13 protein-coding genes are annotated in these 17,642 nt (G+C 74.2%); 4 read left to right on the top strand and 9 right to left on the bottom strand.

Translation table 11 applies throughout. From position 1 onward, the window contains the following. Nucleotides 1–306: 306 nt before the first annotated feature. Entirely contained in the window at nucleotides 307–2,475 is a 2,169-nt protein-coding gene (locus ACVWNX_RS21445; RefSeq protein ID WP_454414872.1) for a serine/threonine-protein kinase, read from the bottom strand. 812 nt (nucleotides 2,476–3,287) lie between these two features. Further along, nucleotides 3,288–4,997: a glycerol-3-phosphate dehydrogenase/oxidase gene (locus ACVWNX_RS21440; RefSeq protein WP_454409107.1), complete on the bottom strand. Its 1,710-nt coding sequence runs from the start codon at nucleotides 4,995–4,997 to the stop codon at nucleotides 3,288–3,290. Between the two features lie 286 nt (nucleotides 4,998–5,283). Between ACVWNX_RS21440 and ACVWNX_RS21435 the strand changes: the two genes are divergently transcribed. Beyond that, nucleotides 5,284–6,534 (top strand): nucleotide sugar dehydrogenase, encoded by a 1,251-nt coding sequence (locus tag ACVWNX_RS21435; protein WP_454409105.1) that lies wholly within the window; start codon nucleotides 5,284–5,286, stop codon nucleotides 6,532–6,534. 138 nt (nucleotides 6,535–6,672) lie between these two features. On the opposite strand, the gene ACVWNX_RS21430 is transcribed toward ACVWNX_RS21435, so the two are convergent. The 4 genes from ACVWNX_RS21430 to ACVWNX_RS21415 form a co-directional block, all read right to left on the bottom strand. Continuing rightward, nucleotides 6,673–7,797: a GuaB3 family IMP dehydrogenase-related protein gene (locus ACVWNX_RS21430; RefSeq protein WP_454409103.1), complete on the bottom strand. Its 1,125-nt coding sequence runs from the start codon at nucleotides 7,795–7,797 to the stop codon at nucleotides 6,673–6,675. Between the two features lie 114 nt (nucleotides 7,798–7,911). Further along, nucleotides 7,912–9,420, bottom strand: coding sequence for an IMP dehydrogenase (gene guaB / locus ACVWNX_RS21425; protein ID WP_454409102.1), 1,509 nt, complete (start codon nucleotides 9,418–9,420; stop codon nucleotides 7,912–7,914). 281 nt (nucleotides 9,421–9,701) lie between these two features. Then, nucleotides 9,702–10,277 (bottom strand): sigma-70 family RNA polymerase sigma factor, encoded by a 576-nt coding sequence (locus ACVWNX_RS21420; RefSeq protein WP_454409101.1) that lies wholly within the window; start codon nucleotides 10,275–10,277, stop codon nucleotides 9,702–9,704. A 667-nt stretch (nucleotides 10,278–10,944) separates the two neighbouring features. Beyond that, nucleotides 10,945–11,556 (bottom strand): response regulator transcription factor, encoded by a 612-nt coding sequence (locus ACVWNX_RS21415; RefSeq protein WP_003948568.1) that lies wholly within the window; start codon nucleotides 11,554–11,556, stop codon nucleotides 10,945–10,947. Nucleotides 11,557–12,079: 523 nt separating this feature from the next. Between ACVWNX_RS21415 and ACVWNX_RS21410 the strand changes: the two genes are divergently transcribed. Next, nucleotides 12,080–12,421 (top strand): WhiB family transcriptional regulator, encoded by a 342-nt coding sequence (locus ACVWNX_RS21410; RefSeq protein WP_454409100.1) that lies wholly within the window; start codon nucleotides 12,080–12,082, stop codon nucleotides 12,419–12,421. Nucleotides 12,422–12,559: 138 nt separating this feature from the next. Here ACVWNX_RS21410 and ACVWNX_RS21405 read toward each other — a convergent pair whose 3' ends face one another. Then, nucleotides 12,560–13,483: a LysR family transcriptional regulator gene (locus ACVWNX_RS21405; RefSeq protein ID WP_454409099.1), complete on the bottom strand. Its 924-nt coding sequence runs from the start codon at nucleotides 13,481–13,483 to the stop codon at nucleotides 12,560–12,562. 100 nt (nucleotides 13,484–13,583) lie between these two features. On the opposite strand from ACVWNX_RS21405, the gene ACVWNX_RS21400 reads away from it, so the two are divergent. Beyond that, nucleotides 13,584–14,252: an MOSC domain-containing protein gene (locus ACVWNX_RS21400; protein WP_454414871.1), complete on the top strand. Its 669-nt coding sequence runs from the start codon at nucleotides 13,584–13,586 to the stop codon at nucleotides 14,250–14,252. A 311-nt stretch (nucleotides 14,253–14,563) separates the two neighbouring features. Next, the gene (locus tag ACVWNX_RS21395) at nucleotides 14,564–15,337 is read left to right on the top strand and encodes an SDR family NAD(P)-dependent oxidoreductase (protein WP_454409098.1); all 774 of its coding nucleotides are present in this window, start codon (nucleotides 14,564–14,566) and stop codon (nucleotides 15,335–15,337) included. Nucleotides 15,338–15,494: 157 nt separating this feature from the next. Here the strand turns inward: ACVWNX_RS21395 and groL are convergent, their stop codons facing one another. Beyond that, a complete protein-coding gene (groL, locus tag ACVWNX_RS21390; protein WP_454409096.1) occupies nucleotides 15,495–17,117 on the bottom strand; it encodes a chaperonin GroEL in 1,623 nt (540 codons plus the stop codon). A 128-nt stretch (nucleotides 17,118–17,245) separates the two neighbouring features. Next, the gene (gene groES / locus ACVWNX_RS21385; protein WP_454409095.1) at nucleotides 17,246–17,554 is read right to left on the bottom strand and encodes a co-chaperone GroES; all 309 of its coding nucleotides are present in this window, start codon (nucleotides 17,552–17,554) and stop codon (nucleotides 17,246–17,248) included. Nucleotides 17,555–17,642 lie beyond the last annotated feature (88 nt).

Here is a 17,642-nt window from a genome sequence, read left to right as displayed (position 1 = left end):
ACGGATACGGCGCTCCGGACGGACGGGACGGGGCCGGAGGCGGTCCGGGAACCCGTCCGGAACGGTCCGGCGGCGGGCCGGGAACGGACCGGGGGCAGGTGGCGGAGGCCGGTCCGGGAGCGGCGCCGTCCGCCGGACCCGCGCCGGAACGGGCGCGCGACGGACGCCGGGGAACGCCCCGGACTGGGGGGTGACGGACGCGGCCCCGGGGTGACGGCTTCCGCCGTGGCCCCGGGGCCGTGGGCGCGCGGCCCCGGCGTGAGCCGCCGGCGCGCGGGAGGGGCGGGCCCGTGGGCCCGCCCCGGATCAGGACTTGGGCTGGAAGGTCCTGGTGAAGGTCTGCCAGGTCTTCTTGCGCTCGGCGCCGTCCCAGTCGGCGGCCTTCGCGGTGTACATGAGGGCGTACCCCTGACGGGAGTTCACCACGAAGCCGCGGTTGTTCACCCGGTACTTGGTGCCGCCCTCGACATAGGTGAACTCCCAGTCCGCGGCCTCCCAGCCGCGGTAGTCGACACCCGCGATGCGGACGCGCTCGTACTGCGCGCGCCGCATGGAGCGTTCCTGGTTCTTCCAGTCGGCGACGGCGTCGTCCTTGGGGGTGGTGGTCCAGCCGACGAGCAGCCGCTGGCCGTTCGGGCCGGTGAACCGGGCGCCGCCGAGGCCGTCGGAGGCGTACGACCAGCCCTCGGGGAGGCCGACGGCGAAGCCCTGGCCGTGCCGGTGGGTGGTGGCGGCCCCGGTGCCGGAGCCCTGGCCTTCCCCGCCGTCCTTCCCGGACCCGCCCTCGCCCTTGCCCTCGCCTTCTCCCTTGCCCTCGCCTTCTCCCTTGCCCTCGCCGTCGGTGCCCTCGCCTTCGGCGCCCCCGGTCTTGCCCTCGCCCTTGGCGGGGTCCCCGGCGTCGTCGTCCTCGGCGGGGTCCTCGCCCTCACCGGTGCCGGTGCCGGGCTTCTCGTCGGTGCCGCCGCTGGACCCGGTGTCCTCGGGGGCGTCGCCGTCCCCGGTGGGGTCCGGGGCGGTGCCGCCCTTGCCTCCGGTGTCCTGGGCGGCGGTCTCCTCGCCGCCCTCGGCACCCCCGCTGGCGGCGACCTTGTCGCTGCCCCGGTCGTCGCCGCCGGTGGAGGTGTCCCGCAGGGAGAGGGCGACGATGCCCGCGACCACCGCGAGCGCCACCAGCACGGCGATGACGACCAGGGTGCGACGGGGCATCACATCGCCGAGGGAGCCGCCGGGCGCCCCCCGGGAGCCCCGCCGCCCCGGGGCGGCGGTGATGTCGTGCGCACCCCCGAAGCCCCCCGGGGCCCCGGGTGATCCGGCGGCCGGGGCGGTCGCGCCGACCGCACCGGGCAGCGGACCGAACGCGCCCGGCGCGGACCCCGGCGCGTTCGGCCCGCCGAGGCCGCCCGGCCGGGCGGCCGGAGTCGTCGCGGAAGGCACGGAAGGTCCGGAGGGAGCGGCGGGGGCCCTGCCGGGCGGGCCGGGCGGCGGCGGCACGGCGGCGCGGGCCGGGCCCGCGGCGGCGGCACCGGCCGCGGCGGCTCCCGTGGCCGTGGCGGCGGACTTCCGGGCGGACCACTTCTTCCGCCCGTCCTTCCGTCCGTTCCTGCGGGCGTCCTCGCGTCCGGCCGGGGAGGGGGACCGGTCGTGACGGGCGGACGCGTCCTCCGGCACCACCGGCAGCGCGATGACCACCGTGGGGTCGGCGGCGGGCGGGACCGGGGTGTCGGGGCCGCTCAGCACGGCGTCCAGCAGGGCGCGGGCCCCGGCGTCGTCCAGCCGCTGTGCGGGGTCCTTCGCCAGCAGCCCGTAGATGACCTCCTCCAGCGGGCCCGCGTTCTGCGGCGGGTCCAGGGGTTCGGTCATCACGGCGGTGAGGGTCGCGATGGCGGAGCCCTTGTCGTACGGGGGGACGCCCTCCACCGACGCGTACAGCAGTCCGCCGAGCGACCAGAGGTCGGCGGCGGGTCCGGGCCGGTGGCCCCGGGCCCGCTCGGGCGAGATGTACGAGGGGGCGCCGACCAGCATGCCGGTGGAGGTGATGGACGGGTCGCCCTCGACCTGGGCGATGCCGAAGTCCGTGAGCACGACCCGGCCGTCGTCGGCGATGAGCACGTTCGACGGCTTCACGTCACGGTGCAGGATGCCCTCGTGGTGGGCGGCGCGCAGCACGTCGAGCACGGCGAGGCCGACCTCGGCGGCGCGGCGCGGGGTGAGGAGTCCGTCCTCCCGGATCACCTCCGCCAGGGACTTGCCCTCGACGAGTTCCATGACGATCCAGGGCCGGTCGTCCTCGTCGACCACGTCGAAGACGGTCACCGCGCTGTTGTTGCGGATGCGGGCGATGGCCTTGGCCTCCCGCAGGGTGCGGGTGATCAGCCGTCGCTTCTCGTCCTCGTCGATGCTGGTGGGGAAGCGGAGTTCCTTGACGGCGACGGTCCGGCCGAGGGTCTCGTCCTCGGCCCGCCAGACCGTGCCCATCCCGCCGCGCCCGAGGACGTCACCGAGCCGGTAGCGGCCCGCGAGGAGCCGTTCCCCGGCCGTCCCGGAGGAGGCGCGGGCGCCCGTCCCGTTCCCGTCGTCCCGGGGGCCGCCGGATCCGTAGCCGTCGCCCCGGGCCGCACCCCGTGGCCTCGGCACCGGGGCCTGACCGCCTCCGGAGGCGTCCGCTCCGCCGCCCCGGGCGGAGCCGGGCTCCGGGCCGGGCCGGTCCGCCGGTTGGCCGGAAAGCTCCGCCCCCGCGCGGGTGCCGTCGGCCGGGGACGCACCCGACCGCTCACCGGGCTTCTCGTCGTTCCGCTCCCCGGTCAGGGCGGTGGTGTCGTGCCGACGGGCCCCGCCCCTCTGCTCCGCGTCCGACATGCGTCCCCTCTGCAACCCGCCCTGACAGGGCCTTCATTGTCCCCCACCGGGTGAACCCCCGGCGCCCCGGGTCGCTCCGGGCCGCTGACGACCGGATCGCGGGAGGCCGCCGTCGGGCGCCTCCCCCGGGGAGGTGGCGGCGGCGCGAACGCCGCCCCCGCCGGGAAGCCTCCCCCCGTCCGGGTGTCCGGGGCAAGCCCCTCAGCCGGTGCGGCGGTCGCGGGAACGGGCCGGTTCCCCCCGGGGCGGGGCGAGTTCGGCCGCCCCGCCCCGGAGGGCGGGACGGCCGGACGGCGACGGGAACGGACGGCCGGAAAGGAGCGGCCGGGGCGACGGGGCGGAACGGCCGGGCGGCGAGCGGTGAACGCGCGGACGGTTGAGGGAACGGAGGGGCCGGGGCGCGGGACCGGGACCGGGCTCCCGGCCCCGCGTCAGCCCAGCGGGACGATGTCCGGGGCGCCGAGCCGGGCCGCGTCCGCCGTCAGGTCGTCGGGCTGGCGCTGGGACTCCCGTTCGGCCTCCACCCGCTTCTCGTAGTGCTCCACCTCGCGGGCGGTCTGGTCGGCGTCCCAGCCGAGCACCGGGGCCATCAACTCGGCGGCCTCCCGGGCGCAGCGGGTGCCCCGGTCGAAGGTCTCGATGGAGATGCGGGTGCGGCGGGTGAGGACGTCGTCCAGGTGCCGGGCGCCCTCGTGGGAGGCCGCGTAGACGACCTCGGCGCGCAGGTAGTCGTCGGCGCCGGTGAGGGGCTGGCCGAGGCCGGGGTCGGCGGCGATCAGGTCGAGCAACTCCTCGCTGAGCGAGCCGTACCGGTTGAGGAGGTGCTCGACGCGGACCACGTGGAGTCCGGTGCGGGCGGCGGTGCGGGCGCGGGCGTTCCACAGCGCGCGGTAGCCCTCGGCCCCGACCAGCGGGACGTCCTCGGTGACGCATTCGGCGACCCGTTGGTCGAGTCCGTGCACCGCCTCGTCCACGGCGTCCTTGGCCATCACCCGGTAGGTGGTGTACTTGCCGCCCGCGACGACGACCAGCCCGGGGACCGGGTGGGCGACGGTGTGTTCGCGGGAGAGCTTGCTGGTGGCGTCGGACTCCCCGGCGAGCAGCGGCCGCAGCCCGGCGTACACGCCCTGGACGTCGTCCCGGGTGAGGGGCACGGCGAGCACCGAGTTGACGTGTTCCAGCAGGTAGTCGATGTCGGCGCTGGAGGCGGCGGGGTGGGCCTTGTCGAGGTCCCAGTCGGTGTCGGTGGTGCCGATGATCCAGTGCCGTCCCCAGGGGATGACGAACAGGACGCTCTTCTCGGTGCGCAGGATGAGGCCGGTGGCGGCGTTGATGCGGTCCTTGGGGACGACGAGGTGGATGCCCTTGGAGGCGCGGACGTGGAACTGGCCGCGTTCGCCGACCATCGCCTGGGTGTCGTCCGTCCACACCCCGGTGGCGTTGACGATCTGCCGGGCGCGGACCTCGTACTCGCCGCCGCCCTCGACGTCCTGGACGCGGGCGCCGACGACCCGTTCGCCCTCGCGCAGGAAGCCGGTGACCCGGGCGCGGTTGGCGACCCGCGCCCCGTAGGCGGCGGCGGTGCGGACCAGGGTGGCGACGTAGCGGGCGTCGTCCATCTGGGCGTCGTAGTACTGGAGGGCGCCGGTCAGGGCGTCCTTGCGCAGACAGGGGGCCACCCGCAGGGCGTGACGGCGGCTCAGATGGCGGTGCAGCGGCAGGCCCCGGCCGTGGCCCCGGGCCATCGACATGGCGTCGTAGAGGGCGACGCCGGATCCGGCGTAGAGCCGCTCCCAGCCCTGGTGCTGGAGGGGGTAGAGGAACGGCACCGGCTTCACCAGGTGCGGCGCGAGCCGTTCCAGCAGGAGTCCGCGTTCCTTGAGGGCCTCCCGGACCAGGGCGAAGTCCAGCATCTCCAGATAGCGCAGTCCGCCGTGGATGAGCTTGCTGGAGCGGCTGGAGGTGCCCGACGCCCAGTCCCGGGCCTCCACGAGCCCGGTGGACAGGCCCCGGGTCACGGCGTCCAGGGCGGTGCCCGCGCCGACCACCCCGGCGCCCACCACCAGGACGTCCAGTTCCCGTTCGGCCAGGTCCGCGAGTGCCTCGGCACGCTCGGCCGGGCCCAGTGTCGCTGTCCTCACCACTGCCTCCCGTCACGTCCGGGGCCGGTCCTCCCTGGCGGGTGCCCGTGTCCCCTCCCCCCACACCTGCCCTCCGCGGTCCATCGTCACCCCGTACGCCGGTTCCCGCCGCGCGGGGGCCGCCGGTCGCCACCCGTCGTCCACCGGGGGCGACACACGGTGCGTCACGCCACCCAATACCGCACAACGGTCATATTTACTCCTAGTCTGACAGTGCGCTGGTCCACCTTGTCCACAGGGCTTGCGCGACCCTCCCGCTCCTGTTACTGGGAAGGACGCCCCCGCCATGCCCGCAGACCTCGCCGTCATCGGCCTCGGCCCGCTCGGACTGCCCCTGGCCCAGGCCGCCGTGAACGCCGGGATCGCCACCCTCGGCCATGAGCCGGCCCCCGCGCCGGACGGACGGCGGACGGCCGCACCGGCCCTCGACGGCGGCGCCCTCAGCACCGCGGAGGTCCGCCGGATGCTCGCGGGCGGCTTCACCCCCACCACCGACCCCAAGGGCCTCGGCCGGGTCCGCACCGCCGTGATCTGCGTCCCCGCCCCGCGCGGCGCCGACGGCTCCCCCGACCTCACCCGGGTGGGTGACGCCGCCCGGGTCCTGGCCGCCCGGCTGCGCCCGCACACCACCGTCGTCCTGGAGTCCCCCGTCCCCCCGGGCACCACCGAGGAGTTCCTGCGTCCCCTCCTCGAAGAGGGCTCCGGGCTGCGCGCGGGCCGGGACTTCCACCTCGCCTACTCCCCCAGCCGGGTGGACCCGGGCAACCGCAGCCACCCCTGGGCCGCGGTCCCCAAGGTCATCGGCGGCCTCACCCCCGCCTGCACGGAGTCCGCGGCGGCGTTCTACGGGCGCCTCACCGAGAAGGTCGTCCGCGCCCGGGGCACCCGCGAGGCCGAGACCGTCCAGCTGCTGGAGACCAACTTCCGGCACGTCAACATCGCCCTGGTCAACGAGATGGCCGTGCTCTGCCACGACCTCGGCGTCGACCTGTGGGACGTCATCCGCTGCGCCGAGACCAAGCCGTTCGGGTTCCAGGCGTTCCGCCCCGGGCCCGGGGTCGGCGGCCACGGGGTCCCCCAGGACCTCTCCGGCCCCCGGCACGCGGCCCGGCCGCTGCGGATGGTGGAGCTGGCCCAGGAGGTGAACGGCCGGATGCCCCGCTACGTCATCCAGCGGGCGGCCACCCTCCTCAACGAACACGGCAAGTCGGCGCGGGGCGCCCGGGTGCTCCTGCTGGGGGTCACCTACAAGCCCGACGTCCCCGACCAGCAGGGCTCCCCCGCCCGGGAGGTCGCCGTCCGCCTGATGGAACTGGGCGCCTCGGTGAGCTACCACGACCCGTACGTCCCCGCGTGGAACGTGCTGGACCGCCCGGTGCCGCGCGCCGACTCGCTCTACGAATCCGCCGCCGCCGCCGATCTCACCCTGCTCCTCCGGCACCACCGCACCTACGACCTCCAGGGGCTGGCGGTCAAGGCCCAGCTCCTCCTGGACACCACCGGCGCCACCCCCACCGGCACCGCGCACCGCCTCTGACCCGTGCGCCGTCCGGACGGCCCCGGCGGACCGTCATCGAACACCCGCACGAAAGCCCATACGGACGAAGGGGTACTCCCGACCCCGTTCATCGGGCCGGAAGTACCCCTCGCGCCGTGTCGCGCCGGGCGGGTGCCGTCAGCGCTTGTGCTGGGCGTCCGCGACCGTGACCTCGACCCGCTGGAACTCCTTGAGCTCGCTGTACCCGGTGGTGGCCATGGCCCGGCGCAGGGCGCCGAAGAAGTTCATGGAGCCGTCCGGGATGTGCGAGGGACCGGCGAGGATCTCCTCGGTGGTGCCGACGGCGCCGAGGTCCACCAGCTTGCCGCGCGGCACGTCCTCGTGGACGGCCTCCATGCCCCAGTGCCGCCCCTGGCCGGGCGCGTCGGTGGCGCGGGCCAGCGGGGAGCCGACCATCACCGCGTCGGCGCCGCAGGCGATCGCCTTGGGCAGGTCGCCGGACCAGCCCACGCCGCCGTCCGCGATCACGTGCACGTACCGGCCGCCGGACTCGTCCATGTAGTCCCGGCGGGCCGCGGCCACGTCCGCGACGGCCGTCGCCATCGGGACCTGGATGCCCAGCACGTTGCGGGTGGTGTGCGCGGCGCCGCCGCCGAAGCCGACGAGGACGCCCGCCGCGCCGGTGCGCATCAGGTGGAGGGCCGCGGTGTAGGTGGCGCAGCCGCCGACGATCACCGGGACGTCCAGCTCGTAGATGAACTGCTTCAGGTTCAGCGGCTCCGAGGCGCCCGAGACGTGCTCGGCGGAGACGGTGGTGCCCCGGATCACGAAGATGTCGACCCCGGCGTCCACCACGGCCTTGGAGAACTGGGCGGTCCGCTGCGGGGAGAGCGCGGCGGCGGTGACCACACCGGCGTCGCGCACCTCCTTGATGCGGAGGCCGATCAGCTCCTCCTTGATCGGCGCCGCGTAGATCTCCTGGAGCCGCCGGGTGGCGGTCGCCGTGTCCAGCTCGGCGATCTCGTCCAGCAGCGGCTGGGGGTCCTCGTACCGGGTCCAGAGCCCTTCGAGGTTCAGCACGCCCAGGCCGCCCAGCTCGCCGATGCGGATCGCGGTCCGCGGCGAGACGACCGAGTCCATGGGGGCCGCCAGGAACGGCAGCTCGAAGCGGTAGGCGTCGATCTGCCAGGCGATCGAGACCTCCTTCGGGTCGCGCGTGCGACGGCTCGGCACGACGGCGATGTCGTCGAAGGCGTACGCCCGGCGCCCGCGCTTTCCGCGCCCGATCTCGATCTCAGTCACTGTGTGGCCTTTCCCTCTGCGTTTCAGCGCCTTCCAGTATCCCCGACGGACGCGCCGAGGGCGGCTCCGGAGTCTCCCGGAGCCGCCCTCGGTGGCCGCTGTCCGCGCGCGGGGCTACTTGTTGCGGCTGTAGTTCGGTGCCTCGACGGTCATCTGGATGTCGTGCGGGTGGCTCTCCTTGAGACCGGCGGAGGTGATCCGCACGAAGCGGCCCCGGTCCTGGAGCTCCGGCACGGTCTGGCCGCCCACGTAGAACATGGACTGGCGCAGCCCGCCGACGAGCTGGTGGACGACGGCCGCGAGCGGGCCCCGGTAGGGCACCTGGCCCTCGATGCCCTCGGGCACCAGCTTCTCGTCGGAGGCGACGCCCTCCTGGAAGTAGCGGTCCTTGGAGAAGGACTTGCGGTCGCCGCGGGACTGCATCGCGCCGAGCGAGCCCATCCCCCGGTACGACTTGAACTGCTTGCCGTTGATGAAGAGCAGCTCGCCCGGGGACTCCTCGCACCCGGCGAGCAGCGAGCCCAGCATCACGGTGTCGGCACCGGCGACCAGGGCCTTGGCGATGTCGCCGGAGTACTGGAGGCCGCCGTCCCCGATCACCGGGACCCCGGCGGCCTGGGCGGCCAGCGACGCCTCGTAGATGGCGGTGACCTGCGGGACGCCGATGCCGGCGACCACCCGGGTGGTACAGATCGAGCCCGGTCCCACGCCGACCTTGACGCCGTCGGCACCGGCGTCGACGAGCGCCTGCGCGCCGTCCCGGGTGGCGACGTTGCCGCCGATGACGTCCACTCCGGACGAGTTGGACTTGATCTTGGCGATCATGTCGCCGACCAGCCGGGAGTGGCCGTGGGCGGTGTCCACCACGATGAAGTCCACGCCCGCCTCGATCAGGGCCTGGGCCCGCTCGAAGGCGTCCCCGGCGACCCCGACGGCCGCGCCGACGATGAGGCGGCCCTCGGCGTCCTTGGCGGCGTTGGGGTACTTCTCGGCCTTGACGAAGTCCTTGACGGTGATGAGGCCCTTGAGGACGCCGGAGTCGTCGACCAGCGGCAGCTTCTCGATCTTGTGGCGGCGCAGCAGCTCCATGGCGTCGGTGCCGGAGATGCCGACCTTGCCGGTGACCAGCGGCATCGGCGTCATGACCTCGCGGACCTGACGGGCGCGGTCCGTCTCGAAGGCCATGTCACGGTTGGTGACGATGCCGAGGAGCTTGCCGTTGCCGTCGGTGACGGGCACGCCGCTGATCCGGAACTTGGCGCAGATCGCGTCGGCCTCGGCGAGGGTCGCGTCGGGGTGCACCGTGATCGGGTCGGTGACCATGCCCGACTCGGAGCGCTTGACCAGGTCCACCTGGTTCGCCTGGTCGGCGATCGACAGGTTGCGGTGCAGCACGCCCACGCCGCCCTGGCGGGCCATGGCGATGGCCATCCGGGACTCGGTGACCTTGTCCATCGCGGCCGAGAGCAGCGGGATGTTCACCCGCACGTTCTTGGAGATGCGCGAGGAGGTGTCGATCTGGTCGGGGGCCATGTCCGAGGCGCCGGGCAGCAGCAGCACATCGTCGTAGGTCAGCCCGAGCGTGGCGAATTTCCCGGGTACTCCGTCGACGTTGGCAGTCATGACACCTTCCAGATGGCCTTGTCCGTGCGGGGTGTCCATGCTAACGGGAAGTGAACCGCTCCCATTCCCCGTTCGATCCTGTGCGACGGCCGTCCGACGGAGGGTGACCGGCCGGACCCCCGCGCCCCGGGCCGGACGCCGCCCGACCGGACCCTTGCCCGGCCTGGCCCGCCGCTCGGCCGGATCGCCGCTCGGCCGGATCGCCGCTCGGCCGGATCGCCGACCGGCCGGGTCACCGACCAGCCGGGGCACCGACCAGCCGACCCGCCGGACCGGCCGGGCTACTGCTCGGCGAGGGCGCGGAGCCTGCTGAGGGCGCGGTGCTGGGCGACCCGGACCGCGCCGGGGGACATCCCCAGCATCTGTCCGGTCTCCTCGGCGGTGAGTCCCACCGCGATCCGCAGCAGCAGCAGTTCGCGCTGGTTCTCGGGGAGGTTGGCCAGCAGCTTCTTCGCCCAGGCGGCGTCGCTGCTGAGCAGGGCCCGTTCCTCGGGGCCCAGGGAGTCGTCCGGCCGCTCGGGCATCTCGTCGGAGGGCACGGCGGTCGATCCGGGGTGCCGCATGGCGGCCCGCTGGAGGTCGGCGACCTTGTGCGCGGCGATCGCGAAGACGAACGCCTCGAACGGCCGTCCGGTGTCCTTGTAGCGGGGCAGCGCGAGCAGCACGGCGACGCAGACCTCCTGGGCGAGGTCCTCGACGAAGTGGCGCGCGTCACCGGGCAACCGGGACAGCCGGGTGCGGCAGTAGCGCAGGGCGAGGGGATGGACGCGGGCGAGCAGGTCGTGCGTGGCCTGCGCGTCACCGTCGACGGCACGGTGCACGAGCGCACCGATCACCGTGGGCTCGTCTTCGCGCATCGGTCCATGGTGCCCTGCCGTCCGTTCGTCCGTGGCACCGCGTCCGTCGTTGTGCACCGAAGCGTTATGAGCGGGTGCGTCGGTGCTCATCTCGCGGTTCCTCCCCTTCCGCTCGGCCGGTCCGTCCCCGAGGAACTCCACACCTCAAGGATGCGGCATCGGCGGGGAAACGGGGGCCGCACACCGTACGCACCGCGCGAACGGGCCGTTCCGGCGGGCTGACGGGGGCTGTTGGCGACGGCTTTCCGGTGGGCTCCGGCGGAGGTGGCCGGGGCGGCCGGGGCCCCCGGGCGGGGGCCCGCCCCGCCCGCTCCGGGCGGGCGGGGGGCGTGTTCCCGTGGCGTCGGACGCGCTCTCGGGCCCTTCCTTCCGGACCTCGCCGGGTCGGTGGCCCCGGCGCCCGACGGCCCCGCCGCGCGGCGGGCGCGGCTGCCGGGTCCCCCGGCCCCGGCCGGGGCCGGAGGGAGAGCGCCCAGGCCGTCTCTTGCGGATCCCGCCGGGCTCGCGGGCCCTGGCACGCGGGCCCGCCGCGCTGTCGTCGGCCGTCGGCGTCCCCCGGGCCCGGGGGGCCCGGGAGGTACCCCCACCGCGTGGGCTCCGTACTCCGCCTCGCGACCGCACGCGCCGGACCCCGCTCCCCGGTCCGGCCGGATCCGCAAGAAACGACCTAGCGGACGAGTCCCCACCGGAAGCCGAGCGCCACGGCGTGCGCGCGGTCCGAGGCGCCGAGCTTCTTGAAGAGCCGCCGGGCGTGGGTCTTGACCGTGTCCTCGGAGAGGAACAGCTCCCGGCCGATCTCGGCGTTGGAGCGGCCGTGGCTCATGCCCTCCAGCACCTGGATCTCCCGGGCGGTGAGGGTGGGCGCGGCGCCCATCTCGGCCGACCTGAGGCGGCGGGGGGCGAGCCGCCAGGTGGGGTCGGCGAGCGCCTGGGTGACCGTGGCGCGCAGTTCGGCGCGGGAGGCGTCCTTGTGCAGATAGCCGCGGGCTCCGGCGGCGACGGCGAGCGCGACCCCGTCGAGGTCCTCGGCGACCGTGAGCATGATGATCCGGGCGCCGGGGTCGGCGGAGAGCAGCCGCCGCACGGTCTCCACACCGCCGAGGCCGGGCATGCGCACGTCCATCAGGATGAGGTCGGAGCGGTCGGCGCCCCAGCGGCGGAGGACTTCCTCGCCGTTGGCCGCCGTCGTGACCCGCTCGACACCGGGCACGGTGGCCACCGCGCGGCGGAGCGCTTCTCGGGCAAGCGGGGAGTCGTCGCAGACGAGGACGGAAGTCATGACCGTCCTCCGCAGCTGATGGGCGTCACCTTGGGCCTCCAGGCTGGTACGGATCGTCACCTGTGCGGTTGACGCCCCCGGACGTGTGCCCGAGCGCCGTTTCCTCAACCGCCTCCGGACCACTCAACGACGGTCACCCGAAAGAGTTACGGGTCGCTCGACCCGCTTCGGCACTCTATGTGAGGGGGTCGACACGCCTTCGCCACCGCGCGTGACGCGCGGACCCGGCGGAGCCGGGCGGGACGGGACGGGCGCCTCCGGGACCCGGGCCGGGCGCGGCGGGGCTCGGCGGGGCGCGGCGGGCGCCCGGGCCCCGGCGGGCGGGGCGGCCCGCGGAGGACTCCTGAAAGCTTCCGTCAAGACCCATGCCCCATTTAGCGGCTTTTCTTCACTTTCACCGGTGTCTGAGGCTAGATTCGCAAAGAGTCATATTTTCATCTTCTTCGACAGTAGTTCTGCGTCGTGGGCACGATCCCGCGTCGGCACGGCCCCATCAGCTCCGCACGCCGTAAGGGGACACGCAATGGCAGATTTCTCCCGCCTTCCCGGACCGAACGCCGATCTGTGGGACTGGCAGCTCCTCGCGGCCTGCCGCGGGGTGGACAGCTCGCTCTTCTTCCACCCGGAGGGCGAGCGCGGCGCGGCGCGCAGCGCGCGCGAGAACTCGGCCAAGGAGGTCTGCATGCGGTGCCCGGTGCGGGCCGAGTGCGCCGCCCACGCGCTCCAGGTCCGCGAGCCCTACGGGGTGTGGGGCGGACTCACCGAGGACGAGCGCGAGGAGCTGATGGGACGGGCCCGCAACCGGCTGGTCCCGGCGAGCGCCGCCGCCGGCCGGGAGGGGCGCGACACCCCGGACGGGCACTGAGCCCGCCGGGTCCGCCCCCGTTTGGTGGAACGTTTCTTCACGGCTGCGGGGCGTTCCCGGGGACCCGGACCGGCCGGACCCGACGCCTTGCCCGTCGCGGGACGCCCGTCAGCAGGACGCTCGCCGACCGGGCGCCCGTCAGCGGGGCGCGACCCGCTCCAGCTGGTCGAGGGTGGCCGCGACCGCCGGGACCCGGGCCAGGTCCGGCAGGGTGAGCGCGACGATCCGCCGTCGCACCACGGGCTCCACCGCCACGGTCCGCACCCCCTTGGGCCGGACCGACTCCAGCGCCAGCGCGGGCAGCACCGCCACCCCGAGCCCCGCCCCGACCAGTCCGGTCACGGCCGGGTAGTCGTCGGTGGCGAAGTCGATCCGGGGGGTGAACCCGGCGCCCTCGCACACGTCCACCAGCTGACGGCGGCAGCGCGGGCAGCCCGCGATCCACGGGTCGTCGGCGAGTTCCTCGATCCGGACCGTGCCCGCGTCGGCGAGCGGATGCCCCTCCGGGACCAGACCGACCAGCCGGTCCGCGAACAGCGGCCGCACCGTCAGATCGGCCCACTCCTCCGGCAGCGCGACGTCCCCGGGCTCCCCGGGGGCGGCCCGGTCGGCGTAGTGGAAGGCGAGCGCCACGTCGCAGTCACCCTCGCGGAGCATCTCCACCGAGCGCGGCGGTTCGGCCTCCACCAGGGAGACCCGGGTGCCGGGGTGGGCGGCGCGCAGCGCGGCGAGGGCGGCGGGGACCAGCGTGGAACTGCCGCTGGGGAAGGACACCAGCCGGACCCGGCCCGCCCGCAGCCCCGCGATGGCGGCGACCTCCTCCTCGGCGGCGGTCAGCCCGGCGAGGATGCCCGTGGCGTGCCGGACCAGGGCCTCGCCCGCCTGGGTCAGCCGCATCTCCCGTCCGGCGCGGACGATCAGCGGGGTGCCGGCGGAGGTCTCCAGGGCCTTCATCTGCTGGCTGACGGCGGGCTGGGTGCAGCCCAGCTCACGGGCCGCCGCGGAGAAGGAACCGGTGGTGGCGACCGCGCGCAGGACACGGAGATGACGGGCCTCGATCACGTTCCCCATCCTAACGCGGCATAAGAGTTCCTTGGATGTCCAGCGGTTTAACCCTTCGACACTTTGACTCCGGGGGATTAGCGTGCGCCGCATGAAGGCCATGAAGGTTCTGTCACTGAACGTGGGACGGGCCCGGAACGTCCCGTACACGGAGCAGCCCGAGGGGCTGACGGGGATCGACAAGCGCCCGGTGCCGGGCCCGGTGCGGGTGAGCGAGCCGGGGCCGAAGGGGGTCGGGGGCAGCGGGCTGGCGGGGGACGCCGTCTGTCACCGCCGCCACCACGGCGGTACGGACCAGGCGGTGTACGCGTTCGCCCGGGAGGACCTCGACGACTGGGCGCGCGAGCTGGGGCGGGACCTGCCGTCCGGCTGTTTCGGGGAGAACCTCACCACCGAGGGCGTGGACGTCAACGGCGCGCTGATCGGCGAGCGCTGGCGGGTCGGTCCCGAGCTGCTGCTGGAGGTCAGCTCGTCGCGCGTCCCGTGCCGGGTCTTCGCCGAGTTCCTCGGGGAGCGCGGCTGGGTCCGCCGGTTCACCGCGCGGGCCGCCCCCGGCACGTATCTGCGGGTGATCACCCCCGGGGAGGTGCGGGCGGGCGACCGGGTGGAGGTGGTGACGCGGCCGGAGCACGAGGTCACCGTGGCGATGGAGTTCCGGGCCCTGACCACCCACCGGGAGCTGCTGCCCCGGGTGCTCGCCGCCGGGGACGCGCTGCACCCGGAGACCCGCGAACGGGCGCTGACGTACGTGGAGCGCTACGGCTCCTGAGCCGGGCGGACGGGACCGGGGAGCGGACGGTACCGGGCGGTCGGTCCGTGGCGGACCGGCGGTCGGTCCGTGGCGGACGGTCGGTGCCGGGCGGCGGCGGGCAGTGGCGGGCAGTGGTGCCGGGGAGCGGACGGGGCCCGGCGGTCGGTCCGTCCGGTGGCGGCGGGGCCATTGGGCCGGAGCGGGCCGGACGGGCCGGAGCGGGCGGGGCGCCGGAACGCAAGGGGGGGACGCCGACCGGGCCCGGTGTGAGCGGAACCGGTGCGTCCGGGTGGTGTCGGCGGGCGGGGGCGGATCACTACTGTGGGCCCATGACTACGGCTCTGATCACGGGTTCGACCGCGGGCATCGGGGCGGCGTTCGCCCGGCGCCTCGCCTCGGACGGCCATGACCTGGTGCTGGTGGCGCGGGACGCCGAGCGGTTGCGCGCCCAGGCCGCCGACCTCCACGACCGGCACGGGGTGGAGGCCGAGGTGCTGCGGGCCGACCTCGCCACCGACGAGGGCATCGAGGCGGTGGCGGCCCGGCTCGGCAACCCCCGGCGGACGGTGGACCTGCTGGTCAACAACGCCGGGTTCGCCAACAAGGGCCGCTATCTGGAGGTCCCGGTCGCCGACGAGCTGCGGATGCTGAAGGTGCACTGCGAGGCGGTGCTGCGGCTGACGTCGGCGGCGACGGAGGCGATGCGGGAGCGGGGCCGGGGGGCGGTCCTGAACGTGGCGTCCGTGGCGGCCTTCATCCCGCGCGGGACGTACGGGGCGTCCAAGGCGTGGGTGGTGCAGTTCACCCAGGGCGCGGCGCGCGACCTCGCCGGGACCGGGGTGCGGATGACGGCGCTGTGCCCCGGTTTCGTCCGCACCGAGTTCCACGAGCGGGCCGGGATGGGCACCGACTCCATCCCCGGATGGATGTGGCTGGACGCGGACAAGGTGGTCGCCGCCGGGCTGGCCGATCTGGCGCGCGGCCGGGTCGTCTCCGTCCCCGACCCCCGGTACAAGGCGCTGATGGGGCTCGCCAAGCTCGCCCCCCGGCAGCTGCTCGGCGGGTTCACCGCCTCGACCGGCCGCAAGTACGGGCCCCGGTAGCCGGAAGCCCGGGGCTTCCGGTACGCGCGCGGGCCCCGGCCCGGCCCCCTCGACGGGGGCCGGGCCGGGGCCCGTTCGACGTGGTGCGCGGCCGGCGGGAGCCGCCGCGACCGGCGGCCGGCGCCTGGTGACCAGGCGTCGGCCGCTCCGCGGTCGACTAGTGCGAGTGACCGTGGCCGTGACCGGCCTCGGCCTCGTCCTCGGCGGGCTTCTCGACGACCAGGGTCTCGGTCGTGAGCAGCAGCGAGGCGATGGAGGCGGCGTTCTCCAGCGCGGAGCGGGTCACCTTGACGGGGTCGATGACACCGGCCTTGACCAGGTCGACGTACTCCTCGGTGGCCGCGTTGTAGCCGTGTCCGGCCTCCAGGTCGGCGACCTTGGAGACGATGACGTAGCCCTCCAGGCCCGCGTTCTCGGCGATCCAGCGCAGCGGCTCGACGGCGGCGCGGCGGACGACGGCGACACCGGTGGCCTCGTCGCCCTCCTTGCCGAGGTTGCCCTCCAGCACCTTGGCGGCGTGGACGAGCGCGGAGCCGCCACCGGAGACGATGCCCTCCTCGACCGCGGCGCGGGTCGCGGAGATGGCGTCCTCCAGACGGTGCTTCTTCTCCTTGAGCTCGACCTCGGTCGCGGCGCCGACCTTGATCACGCAGACGCCGCCGGCGAGCTTGGCGAGGCGCTCCTGGAGCTTCTCGCGGTCCCAGTCGGAGTCGGTGTTCTCGATCTCGGCCTTGATCTGCGCGACGCGGCCGGCGACCTCGTCGGAGCTGCCGCCACCGTCGACGATGGTGGTGTCGTCCTTGGAGACGGTGACGCGGCGGGCGGTGCCGAGCACGTCCAGACCGACCTGGTCGAGCTTGAGGCCGACCTCCTCGGCGATGACCTGGGCGCCGGTGAGCGTGGCCATGTCGCCGAGCATCGCCTTGCGGCGGTCGCCGAAGCCGGGGGCCTTCACCGCGACGGCGTTGAAGGTGCCACGGATCTTGTTGACGACCAGCGTGGACAGGGCCTCGCCCTCGACGTCCTCGGCGATGATCAGCAGCGGCTTGGAGCCACCCGCCTGGATGACCTTCTCCAGCAGCGGCAGCAGGTCCTGGATGGAGGAGATCTTGCCCTGGTGGATGAGGATGTACGGGTCCTCCAGGACGGCCTCCATCCGCTCCTGGTCGGTCACGAAGTACGGGGAGAGGTAGCCCTTGTCGAAGGCCATGCCCTCGGTGAACTCCAGCTCCAGGCCGAACGCGTTCGACTCCTCGACGGTGATGACACCGTCCTTGCCGACCTTGTCCATGGCCTCCGCGATCAGCTCGCCGACCTGCGAGTCCTGGGCGGAGAGACCGGCGACGGCCGCGATGTCGGACTTCTCGTCGATCGGGCGCGCGGTGGCGAGCAGCTCGTCGGAGACGGCCTTGACGGCGGCGTCGATGCCCTTCTTCAGGGCGGCCGGGGAAGCACCGGCGGCGACGTTGCGCAGACCTTCCTTGACGAGGGCCTGGGCCAGCACGGTGGCGGTGGTGGTGCCGTCACCCGCGACGTCGTTGGTCTTGGTGGCCACCTCCTTGACCAGCTGCGCGCCGAGGTTCTCGTAGGGGTCCTCGACCTCGACCTCACGGGCGATGGTGACGCCGTCGTTGGTGATGGTCGGGGCGCCGAACTTCTTGTCGATGACGACGTTGCGGCCACGGGGGCCGATCGTCACCTTGACCGTGTCGGCAAGCTTGTTGACGCCGCGCTCAAGGGCGCGACGGGCGTCCTCGTCGAACTTCAGGATCTTCGCCATGGGAGCGGTTCAGCCCTCTCGGAGTACTGGAAGCGGTGAAACGAATCGCGCCCCCGGCGCCCGGCTCAGCGTCGCGGGCGGCCAGGGGCACGATTCACAAGCACAAGACGCGTCTTGGCTCGGGTGAACTACTTCTCGATGATCGCGAGCACGTCGCGGGCCGAGAGGACGAGGTACTCCTCGCCGTTGTACTTCACCTCGGTGCCGCCGTACTTGCTGTAGAGGACGATGTCGCCGACGGCGACGTCGGGCTCGACGCGCTTGCCGTCCTCGACACGGCCCGGGCCCACGGCCAGGACGACGCCCTCCTGGGGCTTCTCCTTGGCGGTGTCCGGAATGACCAGGCCGGAGGCCGTGGTCTGCTCGGCGTCGAGCGGCTGGACCACGATGCGGTCCTCAAGCGGCTTGATGGCAACCTTGGAGCTGGTGGTCGTCACGATCCGACCTCCCCCTTCGGAGATCTCATGGGGTCAATTTGATCTGGGGCGGCCAGGTCGATCCGTCGTCGCGGGTGCCGGACCTGCC

This window comes from Streptomyces sp. JNUCC 64, assembly GCF_054484115.1.
This window is presented reverse-complemented; position numbering and strand designations above follow the sequence as displayed.

Bases quoted from the DNA above. Each gene is read 5' to 3' on its own strand.
- ACVWNX_RS21445 (WP_454414872.1), bottom strand. From the start codon at position 2,475: ATGGGCACGGTCTGGCGGGCCGAGGACGAGACCCTCGGCCGGACCGTC.
- ACVWNX_RS21435 (WP_454409105.1), top strand. From the start codon at position 5,284: ATGCCCGCAGACCTCGCCGTCATCGGCCTCGGCCCGCTCGGACTGCCC.
- guaB (WP_454409102.1), bottom strand. From the start codon at position 9,420: ATGACTGCCAACGTCGACGGAGTACCCGGGAAATTCGCCACGCTCGGG.
- ACVWNX_RS21420 (WP_454409101.1), bottom strand. From the start codon at position 10,277: ATGCGCGAAGACGAGCCCACGGTGATCGGTGCGCTCGTGCACCGTGCC.
- ACVWNX_RS21415 (WP_003948568.1), bottom strand. From the start codon at position 11,556: ATGACTTCCGTCCTCGTCTGCGACGACTCCCCGCTTGCCCGAGAAGCG.
- ACVWNX_RS21410 (WP_454409100.1), top strand. From the start codon at position 12,080: ATGGCAGATTTCTCCCGCCTTCCCGGACCGAACGCCGATCTGTGGGAC.
- ACVWNX_RS21400 (WP_454414871.1), top strand. From the start codon at position 13,584: ATGAAGGTTCTGTCACTGAACGTGGGACGGGCCCGGAACGTCCCGTAC.
- ACVWNX_RS21395 (WP_454409098.1), top strand. From the start codon at position 14,564: ATGACTACGGCTCTGATCACGGGTTCGACCGCGGGCATCGGGGCGGCG.
- groL (WP_454409096.1), bottom strand. From the start codon at position 17,117: ATGGCGAAGATCCTGAAGTTCGACGAGGACGCCCGTCGCGCCCTTGAG.